Source organism: Corynebacterium silvaticum (assembly GCF_002162115.2).
GTDB classification, from domain to species: Bacteria; Actinomycetota; Actinomycetes; order Mycobacteriales; family Mycobacteriaceae; genus Corynebacterium; species Corynebacterium silvaticum.
In genome coordinates this window covers 2446334-2467658 of record NZ_CP021417.2, presented here as the reverse complement: position 1 = coordinate 2467658, position 21325 = coordinate 2446334, and the positions used below count along the sequence as shown (strand labels likewise).

Here is a 21325-nt window from a genome sequence, read left to right as displayed (position 1 = left end):
AGTTATGCACCGGATTTATTTTTGTTATGTAAACCATTAACAACAGTAAAAAGGTATTTTGAGCTGCTAGTTTTTAAAAATTCTTCACCATAGGTCAAAGTTATCCACAATTTGTCCACAAGGTCTGTGGATAACTGAGCAGTGATTCTTTTCTCTAGTCACAGAGGTTGTGAATAACCCTGTGGATAACTCGGTGATGATGCTGCATATTTCACCATGTGCGGGGGTAGTGGGAATAGGGCCGGAAGTGAAAACCTGAGAGGTGACTTTCTATGAGAAGAATCAAGGGCCAAGCAGAGGAGAAGCAGCATAGGTAAAAAGGGACTATGGGAATTGCTAAGGAAGACCACAACGACCCAGGCAAACATGATGTGCCACGCGATAAGGCGCTGGAGCCTGGGCTAGCCTTCGCGGAGAAGCACCATACGATAAGCGGAAATAGACACCGCTCTACCCCGCTTGAGGACTATGCGTTGCTCTCCGATCTGCAGACCGGACCGCTGGTCTCTTGCGACGGCAGCGTGGACTGGTTGTGTCTACCCAGATTCGATTCCCCTTCAGTTTTTGCGGCATTGTTGGGGACCCCAGACGACGGGCGCTGGAAGCTGTTTATGCGCCATGGCGTGGTCACGTCGCGTTCCTATATCCCGGACACCTTTATCCTGGAAACCCTGTGGGAGACCCCGACGGGGAAAGCTCGGGTACTCGACTATCTGCCGCCGTCGACAGTGCAAGCTGATCTGATCCGCAGCGTGGAATGCTTGGAAGGCGAAGTGACGGTTTCCCACGATCTCCGCGTGCGTTTTAGCTATGCCCGTGCTTTGCCATGGTTCAGGCAAATCACCATCCCCGAGACCGAGGATCCCGCGCTGCTTTGTGTTGCGGGCCCCGATGGGCTTCTTATCGCCGGCCCGTTGCTTTATGACACCACTGAGCCGGATGAGGACCACGATCATTCCGGGCAGGGTTCTGTGGCGCCTCGTCTGGTCGGAGATTTTGCTCTGAAAGCGGGAGAAAAACTCGATTGGTCTATGACCTGGTTCCCCTCGTGGCAGGAAACACCAGTGCCGGTTAAGGCCGATACGGCTTTTGACGTGACCAAGGAATTCTGGCAGCACTGGATTGGGCATCTCGACGTAGGCGATACGCGGAGTGATCTCGTGCGTCGTTCGCTTTTAGTTTTGCGTGCGCTCACCCACTCAGATACCGGTGGCATCGTGGCAGCCCCTACTGCGTCGCTTCCCGAGGACTTTGGTGGGGAGCGCAACTGGGATTACCGCTATACCTGGCTGCGCGATGCCGCGCTGACCGTCGAGGTGATGGTCGCGCATGGGTTTGTAGAAGGCGCGATGAATTGGCGAGATTGGCTGCTAAGAGCGGTCGCGGGCGACGTAGAAAATCTGCAGATTATGTATGGCCTGGGCGGAGAACGTGAGCTAGAGGAACGTGAACTCGACCACCTGGCGGGTTATGAGAACTCGCGTCCGGTACGCATCGGTAACGGAGCGGCAGGGCAATATCAGGCGGACGTGGTGGGCGAGGTAATGCTTGCGCTCGCCAAGCTACGCGACGCCGGTTATCCCGAGGATGAGTTTTCTTGGGGGCTGCAAAAGAAACTACTGGATTATACGATCACGAATATTCACCAGAAGGACCACGGCATCTGGGAGATGCGCGGGGACCTGCATTACTTCACGCATGGTCGGGTCATGATGTGGGCCGCCTTTAACGAGGGGATTCGGGCAGTAGAAGAATACGGGCTAGACGGCGACGCAGACGTGTGGCGCTATCACCGCGACAGTCTGCGGGACGAGTTGCTGCTGCGTGGCTATAACGAGGAGCTGAGATCCTTTACCCAGGCCTATGAGAACACGCACGTGGATGCGTCTTTGCTGCAGATCCCGCACACTGGTTTCTTGGCTGCTGATGACCCACGCATGCTGGGCACAGTTGCCCAGATTGAGAAACAGCTGGTCGATTCCAATGGGCTGGTGTACCGCTACCGCACCGACGGCGGAATTGATGGTCTTTCCGGCCATGAGTATCCGTTCCTTATCTGTACGTTCTGGCTGATTGAGCAGTACGCCATGTCTGGCCGGATAGAAGAAGCTCAGCAACGCCTGGATAGCGTGGCTGCATATGCCAATGATCTAGGGTTGCTCAGTGAGGAATATGATCCGCAGGCGCAGAGACTGGCTGGAAACTTCCCGCAGGCCTTTTCCCATCTTGGGCTTATCCGCGCTGTTGATGCCATAGAGCGGCATAAGAAGGGCAGGGGTGACTAAGAGCTGATGTACTTGGGGGTAGAGTAGGTGAGCGTCGTGTCTATGCGCGCGATGATGAAAACGAGCAGGGAAATAGGTGATATGACTCCATGACCTCGGGAATCTCGCCAAGTTTTGATGATGATGCCTACGTTCCTCCCAGTGACGAGGATGCCCCAAGCGACGTAGGGGTCTATGCGCCGCGTATGCCGGATGGAGAGGGGCGATCCTATTCCCTTCGGCGTCGAGAGGCTGCTCCCACGAGCGAGTTCCGCCAGCCTCCGCATGATGTGGAGGCTGAGCAAGGCGTTCTGGGGGCCATGCTGCTGAGCCCTCAGACGGTGATAGAAATTGTGGAGGTTTTAACTCCAGAAGATTTTTATCGCCCGGCGCATCAGTTGATTTACTCTGCGATGATCGATTTGTTCTCCGACAACAAAGAGATCGACCCGGTTATCGTCGCCGCGCGCCTTGATCGTAACAACGATCTGGAGCGAGTGGGCGGGGCACCGTACCTGCATACCCTGATCTCTTCTGTCCCCACTGCTGCTAACGCCCGCTATTACGCGGAAATCGTTGCGGAGAAAGCCTTATTGCGCCAGCTTGTCGACGCCGGGACGCGCGTCGTACAGCTTGGCTATGAAGGTACTGAGGGCGCTGAGATCGAGTCTGTGATTGACCTTGCGCAACAAGAGGTTTTCAAGGTCAATCAGAAAGGCAGCGCTGAGGATTACACGGTGCTGGGGGACATCATTGGTCCCACGATGGAAGAGCTGGATGATATTTCAGCCCACGGTGGCTTAGCCATGGGCGTTCCCACCGGATTCATTGACCTGGATAACCTCACCAACGGTCTGCATGGCGGCCAGATGATCATTGTTGCGGCTCGACCTGGTGTGGGTAAATCCACGCTGGCGTTGGACTTTGTGCGCTCTTGTGCGATTAAGAATGAAAAAACCGCGGTGATTTTTTCCCTAGAAATGTCAAAATCCGAGATCGCTATGCGCTTGATCTCTGCGGAAGCGGAGGTCCGGCTCTCCGACATGCGTTCGGGCAAGCTTGACGACGCCGCCTGGTCTAAATTGGCAATTCGCGTCGGCCAGATTGAGCAGGCACCTATCTTTATCGACGACTCCGCCAACCTCACCATGATGGAGATTCGCTCGAAGGCGCGAAAGCTGAAGCAGAAATACGATCTACAGATGATCGTGGTGGACTACCTGCAGCTCATGAGCTCTGGCCGTCGGGTAGAGTCGCGCCAGCAAGAGGTCTCGGAGTTCTCCCGTCAACTAAAGCTATTGGCTAAAGAACTCGACGTCCCTCTGATCGCTATCTCCCAGCTCAACCGTGGCCCTGAGTCGCGTACCGACAAACGTCCCCAGCTCGCGGACCTCCGTGAGTCGGGCTCCCTGGAGCAGGATGCCGACATGGTTATGCTTCTCTATCGCCCAGACTCGCAGGACAAGGAAAACGAGCGCGCCGGAGAAGCCGACATTATCCTGGCCAAGCACCGTGGCGGGCCGATTGATACCGTGCAGGTAGCCCACCAGCTGCACTACTCACGGTTTGTTGATATGGCCCGCGGTTAACTCGCTCTTTTATGTAAGCGCCTTACCCTTTTGCTCCGGCAGTAAGAGGGTGGCGGCAGCTGCGATGGCAAAAGCAGCGCCGAAAAGAACGAAGAGTGCCATGGTGCCACCGATAGCTACGATGGGCGGCACGATGAGGGGGGCGATGATAGAGGCGATGCGGCCAAAGCCAGCGGCAGCCCCGGTACCAGCGCCCCTCATACGAGACGGGTACAGCTCGGGCCCGATGGCGTAGAGAGCGCCCCAAGCGCCAAGGTTGAAGAAGGACAAGCAGCATCCCGCCATGATGATCATGGTCTCTGTGCTCGATACGCTGTAGAACCCCGCGGCGCACGCAGAACCAATAAGAAAGAGCACCAGCGTAGAGCGACGGCCCCACTTTTCGATCAACCATGCGGACACGGCATATCCCGGAAGCTGAGCTAGTGTGATGATCAGCGTGAACTCAAAGGACTTGACCAGCGGAAAACCGCTAGAGACAAGCAGCGATGGGATCCAGATAAAGGCGCCGTAGTAAGAGAGGTTGATGCAGAACCAAATAATCCACAACGCAACGGTGCGCTTCCGGTACATACCGGAAAAGATGCCCTGGTTTTCTCCCGCGTCGTCTTCCCTATCAGCGTGGGGGAGTTCCTTCAGCTGAGCTAGATCGCAGCCATCTTTTTCGGCGCTTTGTTCAAAAGAACGCACAACCTGCTCGGCTTCGTCGTGACGCCCCTTAGCCTCAAGGAAGCGAACCGATTCAGGCAGCCCTAGGCGCACATAAATAGCGTAAAGCGCAGGGACGCAACCCAATGCTAAGGCCCAACGCCAGCCGTTGGAGGAACCGCTAATGACAAAGGCGCCGATGCACGCCGCAGCAATCCACCCCAGTGCCCAAAAAGCTTCGAGCGCCACAACCATGCGGCCCCGGATAACCCGTGGGGAGAACTCGGAAATCAGCGTGGACGCTACAGGTAGCTCTGCGCCAAGCCCGAGCCCGACGATAAAGCGGAACGCGATCAGCACGCCCAGGCTCATGGATAGCGCCGAAGCGCCAGTAGCAAGCCCATAGATCAGCAACGTGATAGCAAAAATATGCCGACGACCGAAGCGGTCTGCCAGCAAACCACCAAAAGTAGCGCCGATCGCCATTCCGATGAATCCTGCCGATGCCAGCCATGATGTTTGCGTATGGTTCAAGCCCCAGTGTGAAACGAGGGCCGCCATAATAAACGAGATGAGCCCCACGTCCATTGCATCAAGGGCCCAGCCAACGCCGGACCCCCATAGCAACCGGCGATGTTTTGGAGTGAACGGAAGCCGATCAAGTCTGTCGTTTCTAGTCAGACGATCTGCAGAGACGGAAGCTGAGCTGGGCATAGGTGTGTTCTCCAGGCGCACGAAGAAAAGAGGGGTATCCACTTTTGCGAGAAAAGGATGATCGCTGCACCCAAGAGGTATGCAGCGGTCACTTTATTTCCCAACAACACCACAGTGTGAGAAGCGATACAAGTTTTATAAGGAAAGCTCGCTAGAGATTTTTGCCACTTTTCCTAGAGCTTATTGTGTCTTTCACAAAGATAAATACGTAAACACTACTAAAATGGCGCTTTTTAGGCTGACGAACGGAGGGTTCTTTACATGGGCTTTTGTTAAAAACCACTGTTGATCAGCGCAAAGGACTGAGTGCTGGTTTATCTATGGAAGATCTTTATGGGTGAACAGCCAGCCCAAGCCGGTAAGCGCCAGAATGCCGGCACCAGCGCCGATGAGCCAGGGGATAAAGCCGTGTCCATGTGGTGAGGATCCGTGGGGTGCCTGCGCGGAGCGATACTTAAGCTTGACTGGTTTTGTGCCGTTTGTATCTAGTGCATCAAAGGACGCTTTAAAGACCAGCCCCTCTCCGTCTATGCCGTTACGGAAGCGTTCAAATGTAAAATCTTGGCCGGGGTTGTGCTGAGTTAGCTCAAGATAGCGTACTAATCGATCTCCGTCATCTAACCAGTCGCGAGTAACGGGAAGGCCGTCTTTGTCCTTGAGGATTACCTCGATGAGGTAGTAGTACTTTCCATTTTCTTTTCCTTTCTTGACCACGCGGGAAGAGGAGTTGTTCTCATCGGCAACCCGAATATCTCTGGGGAGATTGCAAAGGACTCCTGTGTCGGCTGCGGGCTGAGCACTGACGCCTTGGGTGACGGGAATGCAGTTGCCGTCTAGGTGTTCTGCCTCGGTGGCTTGTGCGATTCCTGTATGTACCACGGAGTAGCTGGTAGCTACGGCGGTGGCGAGTGCTAATGAGTGAAGTTTCTAGTTTCTTCAAATGCATCACAATTCCTGTCGACGAAACAATAAGTTTCACGACATATTATCTACATTAAAGAAAGCATTGCAAGGGTTAATAATTTACTTAATGCTGAAATAATAACGGCCTGTTTTTGGTAACGATTGCACGGCGTGAAACACCGTAAACATCCTTTTGAACGGCACAATCCCCGTGCGAAACAGGGATCTATCATGTGTTTCGCACGGGGATGAATATGGGCAATAACTGCGCCAGGAGTCAGCGCACGCTGCCCTGGAAGGATCGCAATCGTAGCGAGTTGCTCACCACAAATACTGAGCTAAATGCCATCGCCACTCCCGCAAACAGCGGGTTGAGGAGTCCGGCCGCGGCAACTGGAACCAGTACCACGTTGTAGGCGAATGCCCAGAACAGGTTGCCTTTGATGGTGGCAAGCGTTTTACGGGATAGCAGGATTGCGTCGACAATGGCGCGGGGATCGCCGTTCATAAGGGTGATGTCGGCGGCCTCAATGGCTACGTCGGTGCCGGTGCCCATGGCAAGGCCCAGATCTGCCTGTGCGAGGGCGGCGGCGTCGTTAATGCCATCGCCGACCATGGCCACTACCTTGCCCTGCTCCTGCAGCGTGCGAACCGTCGTCACTTTGCCTTCGGGAAGCACCCCTGCGATAACCGTCTGAATACCGAGCTGCTCTGCGACTGCGTTGGCTGCTCCCTGGTTGTCGCCCGTCAAGAGCACGGGAGTAAGCCCTAGACCTCGTAGCTTGTCGACGGCCTCCACTGCGCTTTCCTTGATCTCGTCCTGAACGGTAATAACCCCACTGGGTTTTCCATCCACAGTGACCACCACGGCAGTTCCGCCAGCGGCTTCCGCCGTCGCCACAAGATCGACGATCTCTTGGGAGCTTTGGGGGGCTACGTTGTTAAGGCGGCCCACGCTCACCTCACGTTCGACCCCTTCCTCGTCGAGGACCATTCCGTGGACTCCCGCGCCGGGCGTGCTGCTGAAACCGGAAACGGAGGGGAGGGCCGTCGCAACGGATTGGCGGGCAGCGGCTGTTATTGCCCGGGCGATGGGATGCTCTGACGCATTTTCTACGGCACCAGCAAACCGCAGAATCTCGGGGGTAGCCCAGTGCTCTACCGGAGAGACGTGCGTGACTGTCATCGTGCCTTGCGTTAGCGTTCCGGTCTTATCCAGAACGATTGTGTCCACCTTGCGTGTGGACTCTAAGACTTCTGGGCCTTTAATGAGCAGGCCGAGTTGTGCGCCCCGGCCGGTGCCTACTAGCAAGGCGGTAGGCGTGGCTAGCCCTAGCGCGCAGGGGCAGGCGATAATGAGGACTGCGACCGCTGCGCCGAAAGAATCCGCCGTGGGGTTTCCTAGCCACAGATGAACTCCCAAGGTGATCAAGGCTATGACGACGATGACGGGGACAAAAACCTGGGAGATACGATCTACGAGTTTTTGGACAGGGGCTTTGCGAGCCTGAGCGTCGGAAACGAGCCGCCCCATCTGGGCCAGAGTGGTTTCCGCGCCAATGCGTGTTGCACGCACCAATAGCCTGCCCGAGGTGTTGAGGGTGGCACCGGTCACCGCTGACCCTGGAATAACCTCCACGGGGACGGGTTCGCCGGTGAGCATCGACTCATCGACGGCAGAGTGCCCCTCCACGACTACGCCGTCCGTGGAGATTTTCTCCCCGGGGCGCACCACAAAGACATCGTTGACTGCGAGTTCCCCGATGGGTACGCGTATCTCGCGTCCGTCGCGAAGCACCGCTGCATCTTTTGCTCCCATGGAAAGCAGCTCACGCAAGGCCGCGCTGCTGTGGCCCTTTGCTCGTGTCTCAAACCAGCGTCCCAGCAGCAAGAACACGATCACAACCGCAACGGATTCCAGGTAAATCTCATCCATGCCTCCGTGTGCATGGGCCGAGAGGCTCATGTGCATCCGCATTCCGGGTTCGCCCGCGTTGCCTATAAAGAGGGCCCACACAGACCATGCATACGCTGCGCTCGTCCCGAGGGTAATGAGCGTATCCATGGTAAAAGAACCGTGTTTGAGGTTCGCTAGGGTGGCTTTATGGAAGGGGGCCCCACCCCAGAAGAAAACTGGCGACGCGAGCGCGAAGGAGAGCCACTGCCAGTTATCAAACTGTAGGGCGGGGATCATGGACATCGCGAACACGGGGATGGCTAGCACTGCGGAGTAGACGAGCCGGCTCTTAAGCTCTTCAGCGTGGTGATCGCGGGCCGCTTCAGTAGCGTCTACTGCAGCCTCGGGGGCATTATCGACGCCACCCTGCGTCTCATCGGCGAGGATAAAAGCGTCGTATCCGGCGCCACGGATGACGTCGATGAGCTGCGTCGACGTCATCTCAGCGGGGTCGAAACTCACCTGAGCCGTTTCCGTGGCAAAATTCACGCTGGCTTCCACGCCGTCCAACTTGTTGAGCTTGCGCTGCACTCGTCCTGAACAGGACGTACACGTCATGCCTGTGACACCAAGCTCGATCGTGACTGGTGCGATGGGGGTGGTGTTAGTCATTTCCGGATGCTTAACCTCGCTTCTATACCCTGATGCTTTTATCCAACGATTGGGGAGGCTGGCCTATTCCTATAAACAGTAAAACCGGCGACGTAGCGGGTGGTGAATGCTACATCGCCGGGGATACCGCAGAATTACTGCTCTTTGAGGGAGAAACCAGCTTCTTTGACCGCTGCAGCTATCTCAGCGTCGGTGAAATCTTGGCCAGTGACAATAAGGCGGCCGGTCTCAAGATCAACCTCAACGCCCTGAGTGCCTGGAACCTCGTTGACCTCCTCGGTGACGGAAGCAACACAGTGTGCGCAGGTCATGCCTTCAACAAAATAGCTCTTAGTCATTGAATATTCACCCTTATCTTTTAATAAAACGCATCTTTAGTGGCCGGCTTCAGAGGTTGCGCCACTCTTTCTACGCTACCCAAGAAGTATTGCCGCGAGTTCTGGGCTAGTAACTGTGTTGCTATTACCGCGCTTTGCTCCAACAAGACCCCACGGGAATATTGTTGAATTGATACTCGTTGGCTTTCATTAGAACACGACAAATAACCGTGAGGAGTTATTGCAATGGCAACGATTGATGTAACGGAAGACACATTCGAGCAGACAGTTACCACGGACGGGATTGTTATCGTCGATGCATGGGCATCCCGGTGTGGTCCTTGCCGCGCATTCGCGCCGACTTTTGAGAAGGCTTCCGAGAACCACACTGACGCTGTCTTTGCCAAGCTCGACACAGAGGCAAACCAGGGTCTTGCGGCTGCCTTGCAGATTCAGTCGATTCCTACGCTCATGATTTTCCGTGAGGGGATCTTGGTGTACCGCGAAGCCGGTGCGCTTCCGGCTACTGCTCTGGAAGACCTTATTGGCCAGGTCAAGGGCCTTGACATGGAGGATGTGAAGCGTCAGATTGCCGAGCAGAATAATAACGCTTAAAGGCAATAACGCGCGGTTATAGGCGCGCGTATCTCCCGCGTTATGGCATGAACGTTAAGAGCCTGATTCCGCTGTACTACCGGAATCAGGCTCTTACTTTTGTGGTTTTGAGCGTTGCTGGAAAGGCTGCTGCTGGCTGTGCTCGCTACGCGGGGAGACGCTGAAAGGCTTCCTGATCTATTAAGAGGAATCGTTAAAAAGTTCGTTTTGTTTTTGCCGCTTATATTCCAGAATCTACCTTTGGCGACCGTAGAGGCGAATGTCACTGGTTGTCGACGAAATGATCTTAAACTTACGGGAATCTAAAATTTAATCTACGTTACCTATATTTGGTATATAAATTCTTCTTTTGAAAAGTGGAAAAATGGTCGGAGATGGCGAATATTCCGTGGTTTTAGCGTTGTCGGAATTTTTAATGTAAATCCCAGATTGGGGAAAATTCTTTTGGAAAGTGTCTGTCACCTTCGCGAATATATCCGAAAAGATGCCTTTTATTGGGGGATGGGCTGATGGTTTCTGTTAGCGAATTACCGGCAGGAGCGCTGAGAATTACCTAGAATTGTGGAGTGTACCCGGCCTACAGGTCGAGGGCAGGGCTGACCGTAACGTGCCGCTAGTGGACGTCGATAAGCAAAGGTCTAGATGATCTGGCTTTCGCTGAAGGCGCACACATTTTCACAAGCGATTCTTTTACTTGAGGAACAGACTAGGAGCATTCCATGGCAAACCCATTCGCTAAAGGTTGGAAGTACTTGACTGCATCCTTGGACCAGAAGATCGATGAAAATGCCGATCCAATGGTGCAAATTAAGCAGGCTACCGATGCCGCTAAGGAGCAGCACCAGAAGATCAGTGAGCAAGCTGCCTCGGTGATTGGTAATAAAAACCAGCTGGAGATGAAGCTCAACCGCCTGCTCACGGACCAAAAGGACCTGCAGCAGAAGGCTCGCAACGCTATCGAGGTGAGCGATAATGAAGCCGATCCGTTAAAGAAGCAAGAATCGCTCAACGTTGCAGAGATCTATGCGACTCAGCTGGTGAGCGTTGAGCAGCAAATCGAGGAAACCAAAGCCCTGCACACTCAGGCGGTGTCCGCCTCCGGGCAGGCGACTCGGCAGGTCAAGGAGTCCGAGGCGCGCCTCCATGAGCAGCTTGGTCAGATCGACCAGCTGTCGAGCCAGGTCAAGCAGACCAAGATGCAAGAGGCCTCAATCAAGGCGATGGATCAGATCACCGCGCTCGATCCAGACCGCGATGTTCCATCGTTAGACCAGGTTCGGGAGAAGATCGAGCGACGCTACGCTGACGCGCTCGGTGCCCAAGAACTCATGCATAACACCATGGGAGACCGGATCCAGGAAATTGACGCTGCCGGAGCGGACATGCGTGCTTCTGCCAAGCTGGAGGAAATCCGTGCACAGCTAGACGCAGCGGCGCAGCCGGCAAAAGAGCTGAAATCTGGGGATGCCGAGCCGGAAAAGCCAGCAGAAGACGGGGCTCCTAAGGGTGAAGCCGATGAGACCTCCAAAGCTCCTAAGGAAGCAGCTTCGACGGGTGGAAAAGACGAAAAAGGCGAAAAAGAAAGCGCTAAGGGAGAAAATCCGCTGAGTAATTCTCATCGGGCGTAACTAACCTCAGGACAACCAAGGGGCTCATACTCCGGCAGAATTCCACTGCGGGGAGTATGAGCCCCTTGTTCGGTTTTGTGAGCTAATCCCGTTAGCTTTCCTTCTGGTTGTTGATTAGAAGCCCTCGTATGCCGGAGTGGAATCCGTCGCGTAGACCCACGCGTTGAGCTTCTGTGAGCGTGTACTCGTGGAGTGTTTCGCATGCGAACTGCAGCAGCGGCCGGTCGATCTCTGGGGGGAGCCCGCCTCCGGACAAGAGGTGGGCAGAATCGCGCTGTTCAGGTGTTGCAGCATTGTCGTACCACCATAGGGCGTACTGACGGCCCACGTCGTAGGGCGTCTGGTAACCAGCGGAGGACCATACCTCGTTGGGCAGAGGGACGTACCGGGAACGGAGTTTGCGCCGCGGTGCCATCATGGATGGGCTGGGGGTCGGTCGAGGCGAGGAGTCTTTGTCCTCGGACTCGGCTGCTGCTCGCCCGAGCGTTACCTCCACTGACTCCTCCACGGTGGAGGTTATCTTGATTGAGGCATTATCGCCGCCCAGATGCGCGCCGGGCTTCGGCGGCTCTGTGGTTGTGGCGTTGATGACTTCTGGTTTGTCGGTAACTTTGTCGCTAACGCTGTCTTTATCGAGGTCTTTGCCTGGCGTGTAGCTGGCATGACCTATGGGCTGGCTACGATCCTCTGGAGTCTCTGCAAGGCAGTCCTCAACGGATAGGACTGGCTCGCCGGGACGGTGCGGCAGTGCGGAGCCCATGGGGAACATTGGGGGCGCTGCAGTGTCGGTGAGATCGCTGGTCTCGGGGGTTTCCACTGGGAATCCGGGGGCCGCACTATCATCGCGAACTGCCATGGTATCCACGTGTTCGGCGCCCTCGTGCGGCAATTCGTCGGCGTGAGTGCGAACAACGGGTGGCAGAGGACCTTCGAGGATCTCCAGCTGCATGCAGTCGGTGAAGTCTTCGCGGGGGTCGAGGATGGTCGTGGAGTCGCAGCAATGGCGCAGCGCTGAGGACATGGAGTCCCAACCAAATCCGTAGAGGTGGACGCGGACGCCGGCATTAACGGCTTCTTGTACGCCTGGAATCATGTCAGCGTCGCCAGAGACGAGAACGATGTCAGTGAACTCTCGACGCGCCCCTGCAAGCACCATGTCTGCTACAAGGCGAGTATCCACGCCTTTTTGCGTACGACGCTCGCCCCACTCAATGAGCTGACCGGCGCGTAGTTGGACCCCATCGCAGGTACGTAATGCTCGCTGATAGCGGTGTGGGCCGGAATCCGGGATGCCGTCGTACCACAGCTGGCGGTGTACGGGTTGTCCTAGCTGGCTTTGGATCATGTTCCCCAGGGTTGCCACGACCTCGGGAAGATCGATTTCTAATTGGGCTCTAGCGCCGATTTCCCACGAGTTATAAAAGCTCGCGAGTAGGTATGAGGTATCGACGAAGACCTGTGTGCGCTCAAGCATGGCTCCTGTTTTATCCGTTTCATTGTTCTAAAAATTTAAAAGTCTTGTGCTTCTAGTGTGCATCATGCCCACCTAATTAGTCGATACAACTTTGCAAAAGCCAAGGTTGTCGCGGTATGGTGTGGGATTTTTCGCCCGATGTCGCTTCACGCTGTCGTTGCTTTTAAGCGTGCATGGGTTGTGGCTGCCGATGGTTCGTTATATGGTTAGTTACATGAGTAACCAACCAACTGGCATGGAGGAGGGCTGAATGGATGAAACAACGGCACCTTTGTTCAAGCAGATAGCCGTGCTCATTCAAGATTCGATTGTGGATGGCTCTCTTGCTGCGGGTGAGCGTGCGCCATCCACCAATGAACTTGCTGCGTTTCACTCCATTAATCCCGCGACCGCCCGCAAAGGGCTTGCGATTCTGGTGGAAGAGGGCGTTTTGGAGAAGCGCCGCGGCCTGGGGATGTTTGTCACGGAAGGGGCAGCTGATCTCATTCGAGCTCGGAGGCGGGATGAATTTGCGGCGGCTTTTCTGGCGCCGCTGGTGGACGAGGCCGTCAAACTCGATATTCCCAGAGCTGAACTGCACAACTTGATCGACCGAGTGGCTGAAAGCCGAGGACTCTACGCATGACTTATCAAGACACTGTTATTAAATGTGTTCAATTGAAGAAGGACTATGGCAAACATGCCGTATTTGCTGGGCTTAACTTTGAGCTGCAGGGCGAGCGCATCCATGGCCTCGTGGGAGCTAACGCTGCTGGTAAAACCACACTTTTAAGAATTATTGCGGGGCAAATTCCGCACGAGGATCTCATGGAGGTCTTTGGTGAGCCCTCCTTTGATAATCAAAAAGTCATGGACAGGACCGTCCTGGTGGGTATCGACGCACCGCTTCCTCAGTCCTGGAGTCCCCGGAAGCTGTTCGCTTTCGCCGCATGCCGTTATCCGCGATGGGATCAGAAGCGCTGTGAAGAACTCATAGAGATCTTTGAAATCCCCCTCGCTAAGCGCTATTCCTCGCTCTCTCGACGGCAAAAATCTGCCGTCGTGGGTATTGTCATGGCTTTTGCGGCACGCTGCGAATTAACGCTTCTCGACGAACCCTACCTGGGCCTTGACGTATACAAGCGCAAAGCCTTCTACCAAGAGCTGCGTCACGAGCAGGAACAACATCCGAGCACATTCATTTTGTCCACGCATCACCTCAATGAAGCTGCCGGGCTTTTCGACGAGCTTCTCATTCTGCGTAACGGTGCGATTGCAGATGGCGGAGCAGCAGACGACATCGCAGAATCCGTGGTGGAGCTCATGGGTACAACCACGGCCATTGACCTGGCTCTTAGTGAGCTCAACGTGGAAGTGATTATGCAAAAAACCGTATCTGGGGTGACAAAAGCCTTGGTGAGGGCAACGCATAACGAGGTGGCGTCGGTAAGCGAACTACATGGCGTACGTGTACAGCGCGTGACGCTAGAACAAGCTGTTTTCACGGAGGCTCATGATGCTTAAGACTCGGTTGAGGTATCTCTGGCTTGGTGAGAAAAAGCTTGACCTTCTGCTAGCTGGGCTCTTCTATATCGGTGCGATAACTGGGGCTCTCGCAGATCTTTGGAACATCGTGCTCCTTCTCCTTTTCCAAGTCGCCGGGATTATCTGGCAGCTAGCCCTGTGTCCCGTTATTGCCACCTACCAAGCGTTTGACTTGGGCGGAGCTGCATGGTGACGCGACCTACGGATAACTGCAGCTCCGGTGGCCGCCTTAAACCTCGCATTCAGCACTGTCATCTTGAGCAGGGAATCCCACTCGCTCGCTTGGACCCTTGCACTGGTGACCGTGGTGCTAGCTGCTGCAATTTTGTTATCGCCTACATCTACCTTGCGTCATTACGCAGAACGGCTATCGCAAGGACCCGAGGGCAATAGCGAGGAGGCACAAAGGTCGAGCCGGGTTTCCTCGGTGTGGATGCCTTTTATCCGATGGGTGTTTGGCATTTTTGCTCTTACCTGGGCAATTCTTTTCATCTGGCTTGGCGGGCTATGGGTCAGCTTTAGCTTCTTTTCGCTTGAAAGCACGGCGGGATTCGTAGGCCTTGTTGTCTCCGGAGTTGTCATGGTGGCTGTGGACTCATGGCAGATACGAACCGGATTCCGGGAATGGCTGGCTTTAGGGCTGCTACCTCGATTCGCATGGATACGACTTCTGGTGTGTGCGGCTCTGGCTCAGATCCTTCCTGCTGCTGTCTTCGTATGGCTATTGCAGATCGTGGCTCCCGGGGCGGTCGTGCATCCAGCTGCGCTAATTGTTGTGATCGGGTTGCTAGCTCCAGTAGCCGCCGTCATGGCTTCGCCTCTTAGCGAATGGAAAAGCACGATGCTTCTACTTTGCGTGGGCATTGGTATCGGAGCGGCGATCTACTCCCTCAACTCGACGACGATCATCGCCATAAGCCTTCTGATGGTGGGTGTCCTTCTGGCCCTGGCTTGGATCCTTATCCGACGTGCAGAGCCACAACAGGGCGCAGTGGAACGCTTTCTCGGATTAAGTAGTTAACTCTTTGTTTAAAAAACATGTTCTGAGCTGGGGATTTGTGTGTTCTGTAAGTGGTGTGTAACTTTATGTAAGTCGCCGCGACCGACAGCGCCCCTCACAGAGGCAAACACCACGAAGGTGATTGTGAATCAGTGAGTGTAAGGCGAGAGGAAAACAAGCAGGCGATAAACAAAAATTATTCTTACAGTCATCACAGACCAACATGGTTGGTGTGTGTGGGTGTGGGTGTGTTGTTTGAGAACTCAATAGTGTACCAATGTACTTATAGATATATTTTTTATTAGTCAACATGGTAGATGATAACCACGTGTGGTTGTTGTCGCTGACACACATTTATTGTTACATGATGGTTATGTGATGATCACGGTGAACACGCTTTGGCCGGCAAGTATGGCTTGCTTGTTAAAAGATTTTGGTAGCCAAGAAAATGTTGTGAAAGCACCTGTGAAACAGGTTATCCACCATAATGATCATGGGAATCCCTGTGGTTGTGTGTGGTTGCTGTGTGGATGAGCACATAAGGGCATTCTTTTATATGGGGGTGTTGTTGTGTGTGGTGATTGTTGTGTTGTCTCGTCAAGGCATCGATGGTCACTAGTGTTTTTTGCTTTACTTTTTTCATTATTTTTTTGATGAATGATCAATGGATTATTTTTTGTTGGTTGTTTGTTTTTTGCCAGTTTTGGTTGGGCTTTTCACGAAGCCTGGTTGGTCTTTTTTGACTGATTTTTTGTGGAGAGTTTGATCCTGGCTCAGGACGAACGCTGGCGGCGTGCTTAACACATGCAAGTCGAACGGAAAGGCCCCTTCGGGGGTACTCGAGTGGCGAACGGGTGAGTAACACGTGGGTGATCTGCCTCGTACTCTGGGATAAGCCTGGGAAACTGGGTCTAATACTGGATAGGACCACATTTTAGTGTGTGTGGTGGAAAGTTTTTTCGGTACGAGATGAGCCCGCGGCCTATCAGCTTGTTGGTGGGGTAATGGCCTACCAAGGCGTCGACGGGTAGCCGGCCTGAGAGGGTGGACGGCCACATTGGGACTGAGATACGGCCCAGACTCCTACGGGAGGCAGCAGTGGGGAATATTGCACAATGGGCGCAAGCCTGATGCAGCGACGCCGCGTGAGGGATGACGGCCTTCGGGTTGTAAACCTCTTTCGACAGGGACGAAGCTTTTTGTGACGGTACCTGTATAAGAAGCACCGGCTAACTACGTGCCAGCAGCCGCGGTAATACGTAGGGTGCGAGCGTTGTCCGGAATTACTGGGCGTAAAGAGCTCGTAGGTGGTTTGTCGCGTCGTCTGTGAAATTCCGGGGCTTAACTCCGGGCGTGCAGGCGATACGGGCATAACTTGAGTGCTGTAGGGGAGACTGGAATTCCTGGTGTAGCGGTGGAATGCGCAGATATCAGGAGGAACACCGATGGCGAAGGCAGGTCTCTGGGCAGTAACTGACGCTGAGGAGCGAAAGCATGGGGAGCGAACAGGATTAGATACCCTGGTAGTCCATGCCGTAAACGGTGGGCGCTAGGTGTGAGGGTCTTCCACGACTTTCGTGCCGTAGCTAACGCATTAAGCGCCCCGCCTGGGGAGTACGGCCGCAAGGCTAAAACTCAAAGGAATTGACGGGGGCCCGCACAAGCGGCGGAGCATGTGGATTAATTCGATGCAACGCGAAGAACCTTACCTGGGCTTGACATATACAAGATCGGCGTAGAGATACGTTATCCCTTGTGGTTTGTATACAGGTGGTGCATGGTTGTCGTCAGCTCGTGTCGTGAGATGTTGGGTTAAGTCCCGCAACGAGCGCAACCCTTGTCTTATGTTGCCAGCACGTTATGGTGGGGACTCATGAGAGACTGCCGGGGTTAACTCGGAGGAAGGTGGGGATGACGTCAAATCATCATGCCCCTTATGTCCAGGGCTTCACACATGCTACAATGGTCGGTACAACGCGTTGCGAGCCTGTAAGGGTAAGCGAATCGCTGAAAGCCGGCCTCAGTTCGGATTGGGGTCTGCAACTCGACCCCATGAAGTCGGAGTCGCTAGTAATCGCAGATCAGCAACGCTGCGGTGAATACGTTCCCGGGCCTTGTACACACCGCCCGTCACGTCATGAAAGTTGGTAACACCCGAAGCCCATGGCCCAACCAGTTTTCTGGGGGGAGTGGTCGAAGGTGGGATCGGCGATTGGGACGAAGTCGTAACAAGGTAGCCGTACCGGAAGGTGCGGCTGGATCACCTCCTTTCTAAGGAGTTTTATTTTTTCCAGCATTCACTGGTTGGTGTTTGTTGTTGTTTATTTTGAATCCGGGTGGAGCAAAGTTGTGTGTGGTTGTGTGCTGCCAACAGAATGGTGGCTGTGCATGGTTGTGTGATGGTGTGTGTGGTTGATTAATAAAGTGTTGTGTTTATGAGTGGTTGGTATGCTGTTGGGTGTCTGGGATGATGCACTGTGGTGTTGGTGTTGATTCTTGATGGCTGCTGTGTGTGCTGGTGATCCTTGTGTGGGGTTGGTGGTGTGTGTGGTGGTTGTGTTGTGTGAGAACTGTATAGTGGACGCGAGTAATAAATCTTTATTCTTTTAGTTCTTGGTATTTTTGTTTGCATATTTTGTGTGTGTTGTTTTTTAAGGGCACACGGTGGATGCCTTGGCATTATGAGCCGATGAAGGACGTGTAAGGCCGCGATAGGCCTCGGGGAGTTGCCAATAGAGCGTTGATCCGAGGGTGTCCGAATGGGGAAACCTGGCCATAGTTATGTGTGGTTACCCTTCAGTGAATTCATAGCTGTTGTGGGGGTTTACGCGGGGAAGTGAAACATCTCAGTACCCGTAGGAGAAGAAAACAATTGTGATTCCGTTAGTAGTGGCGAACGAACGTGGATGAGGCTAAACCATGTGCGTGTGATACCTGGCAGGGGTTGCGTGTGTGGTGTTGTGGGGTGTGTGCGTGAAAAGGCTGCCATCTTTTTGCTGGTTTGTGCATGTGTTAGCGGAAGTGGTGTGGGAACGCCTGCCGTAGAAGGTGAGAGTCCTGTACGTGAAAGCATGTGTGCGCTGGTTGTGCATGTCCCCGAGTAGCAGCGGGCTCGTGGAATCTGCTGTGAATCTGCCGGGACCACCCGGTAAGCCTAAATACTTGTAATGACCGATAGCGGATTAGTACCGTGAGGGAATGGTGAAAAGTACCCCGGGAGGGGAGTGAAATAGTACCTGAAACCGTGTGCTTACAATCTGTCAGAGCCTCTTTTGTGGGGTGATGGCGTGCCTTTTGAAGAATGAGCCTGCGAGTCAGCGGCATGTCGCGAGGTTAACCTTTTGGTGGGTAGCCGTAGCGAAAGCGAATCCTAACGAGGGTGTTGTTAGTGGCATGTCCTGGACCCGAAGCGGGGTGATCTACCCATGGCCAGTGTGAAGCAGAGGTAAGACTTTGTGGAGGCGCGAACCCACTTAGGTTGAAAACTGAGGGGATGAGCTGTGGGTAGGGGTGAAAGGCCAATCAAACTCCGTGATAGCTGGTTCTCCCCGAAATGCATTTAGGTGCAGCGTTGCGTGTTTCTTGCTGGAGGTAGAGCTACTGGTTGGTTGAGCGGGACTACAATCTTAGCAATGTCAGCCAAACTCCGAATGCCGGTAATGTTATAGCGTGGCAGTGAGACTGCGGGGGATAAGCTCCGTTGGTCGAGAGGGAAACAGCCCAGATCGCCGGTTAAGGCCCCTAAGCGTGTACTAAGTGGAAAAGGATGTGGGATCGCGAAGACAGCCAGGAGGTTGGCTTAGAAGCAGCCATCCTTGAAAGAGTGCGTAATAGCTCACTGGTCGAGTGGTTCTGCGCCGACAATGTAGTGGGGCTCAAGTACACCGCCGAAGCCGCGGCAGTCAACATTTTTGTTGGTTGGGTAGGGGAGCGTCGTGCATGTGGTGAAGCATTTGGGTGACCGGGTGTGGAGTGTGTGCGAGTGAGAATGCAGGCATGAGTAACGAATGAAAAGTGGAAAACTTTTCCGCCGGATGACTAAGGGTTCCTGGGTTAAGCTAATCTTCCCAGGGTGAGTCGGGACCTAAGGCGAGGCCGACAGGCGTAGTCGATGGATAACCAGTTGATATTCTGGTACCCGTGGTGATGCGACAAGTGGTGAATCAGTGGTACTAACCGCCCATTAATTGCATGTGTTCATACATTGTGTGGGTGTGTGTGGTTGTGCGTGGGACCTTCGTTGGTAGTAGCCAAGTGATGGGGTGACGCAGTGAGGTAGCCGAGCCACTTATTGGATTGTGGTGTAAGCGTGTGGCCCGTGGCATAGGTAAATCCGTGCTGCATTATGGGTGAGGCGTGATGCGTAGACCTTTTTGGTTGATGTTGGTGATCCTGTACTGTCGAGAAAAGCCTCTAGCGAGTGTCATTATGGCCCGTACCCTCAACCGACACAGGTAGTCAGGTAGAGAATACTAAGGCGATCGGGTGAACTGTGGTTAAGGAACTCGGCAAAATGCCCCCGTAACTTCGGGAGAAGGGGGACCATTGTTGGTGACAGACTGATGGAGCTGACGGTGGTCGCAGAGAATAGAGGGAAGCGACTGTTTATTAAAAACACAGGTCCGTGCGAAAACGTGGAAGTTGATGTATACGGACTGACGCCTGCCCGGTGCTGGAAGGTTAAGAGGACCTGTTAGATCTCTTTTGGGGGTCGAAGCGGAGAATTTAAGCCCCAGTAAACGGCGGTGGTAACTATAACCATCCTAAGGTAGCGAAATTCCTTGTCGGGTAAGTTCCGACCTGCACGAATGGCGTAACGACTTCCCTGCTGTCTCAACCACAGGCCCGGTGAAATTGCAGTACGAGTAAAGATGCTCGTTACGCGCGGCAGGACGAAAAGACCCCGGGACCTTCACTATAGCTTGGTATTGGTGTTTGGTTCGGTTTGTGTAGGATAGGTGGGAGACTGTGATACTGCGCCGCTAGGTGTGGTGGAGTCGCAAGTTGAAATACCACTCTGATCGGATTGAGCACCTTAACCTTGGCCCATGATCTGGGTTGGGGACAGTGCCTGGTGGGTAGTTTAACTGGGGCGGTTGCCTCCTAAAATGTAACGGAGGCGCCCAAAGGTTCCCTCAGCCTGGTTGGCAATCAGGTGGTGAGTGTAAGTGCACAAGGGAGCTTGACTGTGAGACTGACAGGTCGAGCAGGGACGAAAGTCGGGACTAGTGATCCGGCACCTACTTGTGGAAGTGGTGTCGCTCAACGGATAAAAGGTACCCCGGGGATAACAGGCTGATCTTCCCCAAGAGTCCATATCGACGGGATGGTTTGGCACCTCGATGTCGGCTCGTCGCATCCTGGGGCTGGAGTAGGTCCCAAGGGTTGGGCTGTTCGCCCATTAAAGCGGCACGCGAGCTGGGTTTAGAACGTCGTGAGACAGTTCGGTCTCTATCCGCCGTGCGCGTGAAACTTGAAGAAGGCTGTCCCTAGTACGAGAGGACCGGGACGGACGTACCTCTAGTGTGCCAGTTGTCACGCCCGTGGCAGGGCTGGTTGGCTACGTACGGAAGGGATAACCGCTGAAAGCATCTAAGCGGGAAGCCTGTTTTAAGATGAGGTTTCTTTTGAGGTTCCCTCGAGATTAGGGGGTTGATAGGCCAGATCTGGAAGAGTGGTAACACTTGGAGGTGACTGGTACTAATTTACCGATAAACAACCACCCATTGTGGTGCGAGTATTGTTGTGCCTGGAGCGTTTAAAAAGAATAGTAGAGTTTTGTTGCTTGTGTTCACTGTGCAGTGTCTGACATGACACCTGTTGTGTGTTGTGTTGTTATGGATGTGTTGGTGGTTATAGTGTCGGGGGTACGCCCGGTCCCTTTCCGAACCCGGAAGCTAAGCCCGATTGCGCTGATGGTACTGCACCTGGGAGGGTGTGGGAGAGTAGGTCGCCGCCAACCAAAAAATTGATATGTAGGAAGAGAGTCTAGGTATGATGCCTTACCCCCTTGGGGGTGGGTGTGGTGCCTAGACTCTCTTCCCTTTTTTTTTTACGTACCCACCTCCTTGATGAAGGGG

The 21325-nt window shown here is 54.1% G+C and carries 10 protein-coding genes, 3 rRNA genes and 3 pseudogenes; 10 read left to right on the top strand and 6 right to left on the bottom strand.

What is annotated here, in order from left to right:
- The first annotated feature begins 326 nt into the window (after positions 1–326).
- Both CBE74_RS24060 and dnaB read left to right on the top strand, forming a co-directional pair.
- The gene (locus CBE74_RS24060) at positions 327–2285 is read left to right on the top strand and encodes a glycoside hydrolase family 15 protein (protein WP_087454738.1); all 1959 of its coding nucleotides are present in this window, start codon (positions 327–329) and stop codon (positions 2283–2285) included.
- Between the two features lie 89 nt (positions 2286–2374).
- Entirely contained in the window at positions 2375–3853 is a 1479-nt protein-coding gene (gene dnaB, locus CBE74_RS24055; RefSeq protein WP_087454737.1) for a replicative DNA helicase, read from the top strand.
- 9 nt (positions 3854–3862) lie between these two features.
- Here the strand turns inward: dnaB and CBE74_RS24050 are convergent, their stop codons facing one another.
- From CBE74_RS24050 to CBE74_RS24035, 4 genes are all read right to left on the bottom strand, one after another.
- Entirely contained in the window at positions 3863–5215 is a 1353-nt protein-coding gene (locus CBE74_RS24050) for an MFS transporter (RefSeq protein ID WP_087454736.1), read from the bottom strand.
- 318 nt (positions 5216–5533) lie between these two features.
- Positions 5534–6094: a hypothetical protein gene (locus tag CBE74_RS24045; protein ID WP_233426054.1), complete on the bottom strand. Its 561-nt coding sequence runs from the start codon at positions 6092–6094 to the stop codon at positions 5534–5536.
- Positions 6095–6395: 301 nt separating this feature from the next.
- Positions 6396–8687 carry a heavy metal translocating P-type ATPase gene (locus CBE74_RS24040; protein ID WP_087454735.1) on the bottom strand — a complete coding sequence of 764 codons (2292 nt, stop codon included), beginning with the start codon at positions 8685–8687 and terminating at the stop codon, positions 6396–6398.
- 134 nt (positions 8688–8821) lie between these two features.
- The gene (locus CBE74_RS24035; RefSeq protein ID WP_087454734.1) at positions 8822–9025 is read right to left on the bottom strand and encodes a heavy-metal-associated domain-containing protein; all 204 of its coding nucleotides are present in this window, start codon (positions 9023–9025) and stop codon (positions 8822–8824) included.
- Positions 9026–9250: 225 nt separating this feature from the next.
- Between CBE74_RS24035 and CBE74_RS24030 the strand changes: the two genes are divergently transcribed.
- The gene (locus CBE74_RS24030) at positions 9251–9619 is read left to right on the top strand and encodes a thioredoxin family protein (RefSeq protein WP_087454733.1); all 369 of its coding nucleotides are present in this window, start codon (positions 9251–9253) and stop codon (positions 9617–9619) included.
- A 719-nt stretch (positions 9620–10338) separates the two neighbouring features.
- Positions 10339–11247, top strand: a complete 909-nt coding sequence (locus CBE74_RS24025; RefSeq protein ID WP_087454732.1) for a PspA/IM30 family protein — start codon at positions 10339–10341, stop codon at positions 11245–11247.
- Between the two features lie 91 nt (positions 11248–11338).
- Here the strand turns inward: CBE74_RS24025 and CBE74_RS24805 are convergent.
- Together CBE74_RS24805 and CBE74_RS24800 are read right to left on the bottom strand one after the other, a co-directional pair.
- Positions 11339–11767 (bottom strand): annotated as a pseudogene (locus CBE74_RS24805) (NYN domain-containing protein); the annotation flags it as partial.
- Between the two features lie 377 nt (positions 11768–12144).
- Positions 12145–12721: pseudogene (locus CBE74_RS24800) on the bottom strand (NYN domain-containing protein); the annotation flags it as partial.
- Positions 12722–12971: 250 nt separating this feature from the next.
- On the opposite strand from CBE74_RS24800, the gene CBE74_RS24015 reads away from it, so the two are divergent.
- The 6 genes and pseudogenes from CBE74_RS24015 (at position 12972) to rrf (ending at position 21207) form a co-directional block, all read left to right on the top strand.
- Entirely contained in the window at positions 12972–13346 is a 375-nt protein-coding gene (locus tag CBE74_RS24015; protein WP_087454730.1) for a GntR family transcriptional regulator, read from the top strand.
- Entirely contained in the window at positions 13343–14224 is an 882-nt protein-coding gene (locus CBE74_RS24010; RefSeq protein ID WP_087454729.1) for an AAA family ATPase, read from the top strand. The genes CBE74_RS24015 and CBE74_RS24010 overlap by 4 nt, the downstream gene beginning before the upstream one ends.
- Positions 14217–15266 (top strand): annotated as a pseudogene (locus CBE74_RS24000) (hypothetical protein). Before CBE74_RS24010 ends, CBE74_RS24000 begins: the two are co-directional and overlap by 8 nt.
- A gap of 729 nt (positions 15267–15995) precedes the next feature.
- A 16S ribosomal RNA gene (locus CBE74_RS23995) occupies positions 15996–17516 on the top strand.
- Between the two features lie 370 nt (positions 17517–17886).
- A 23S ribosomal RNA gene (locus tag CBE74_RS23990) occupies positions 17887–20970 on the top strand.
- A 120-nt stretch (positions 20971–21090) separates the two neighbouring features.
- Positions 21091–21207 (top strand): 5S ribosomal RNA (gene rrf, locus CBE74_RS23985).
- The 16S, 23S and 5S rRNA genes sit together here, the layout of an rRNA operon.
- Positions 21208–21325: the final 118 nt, after the last annotated feature.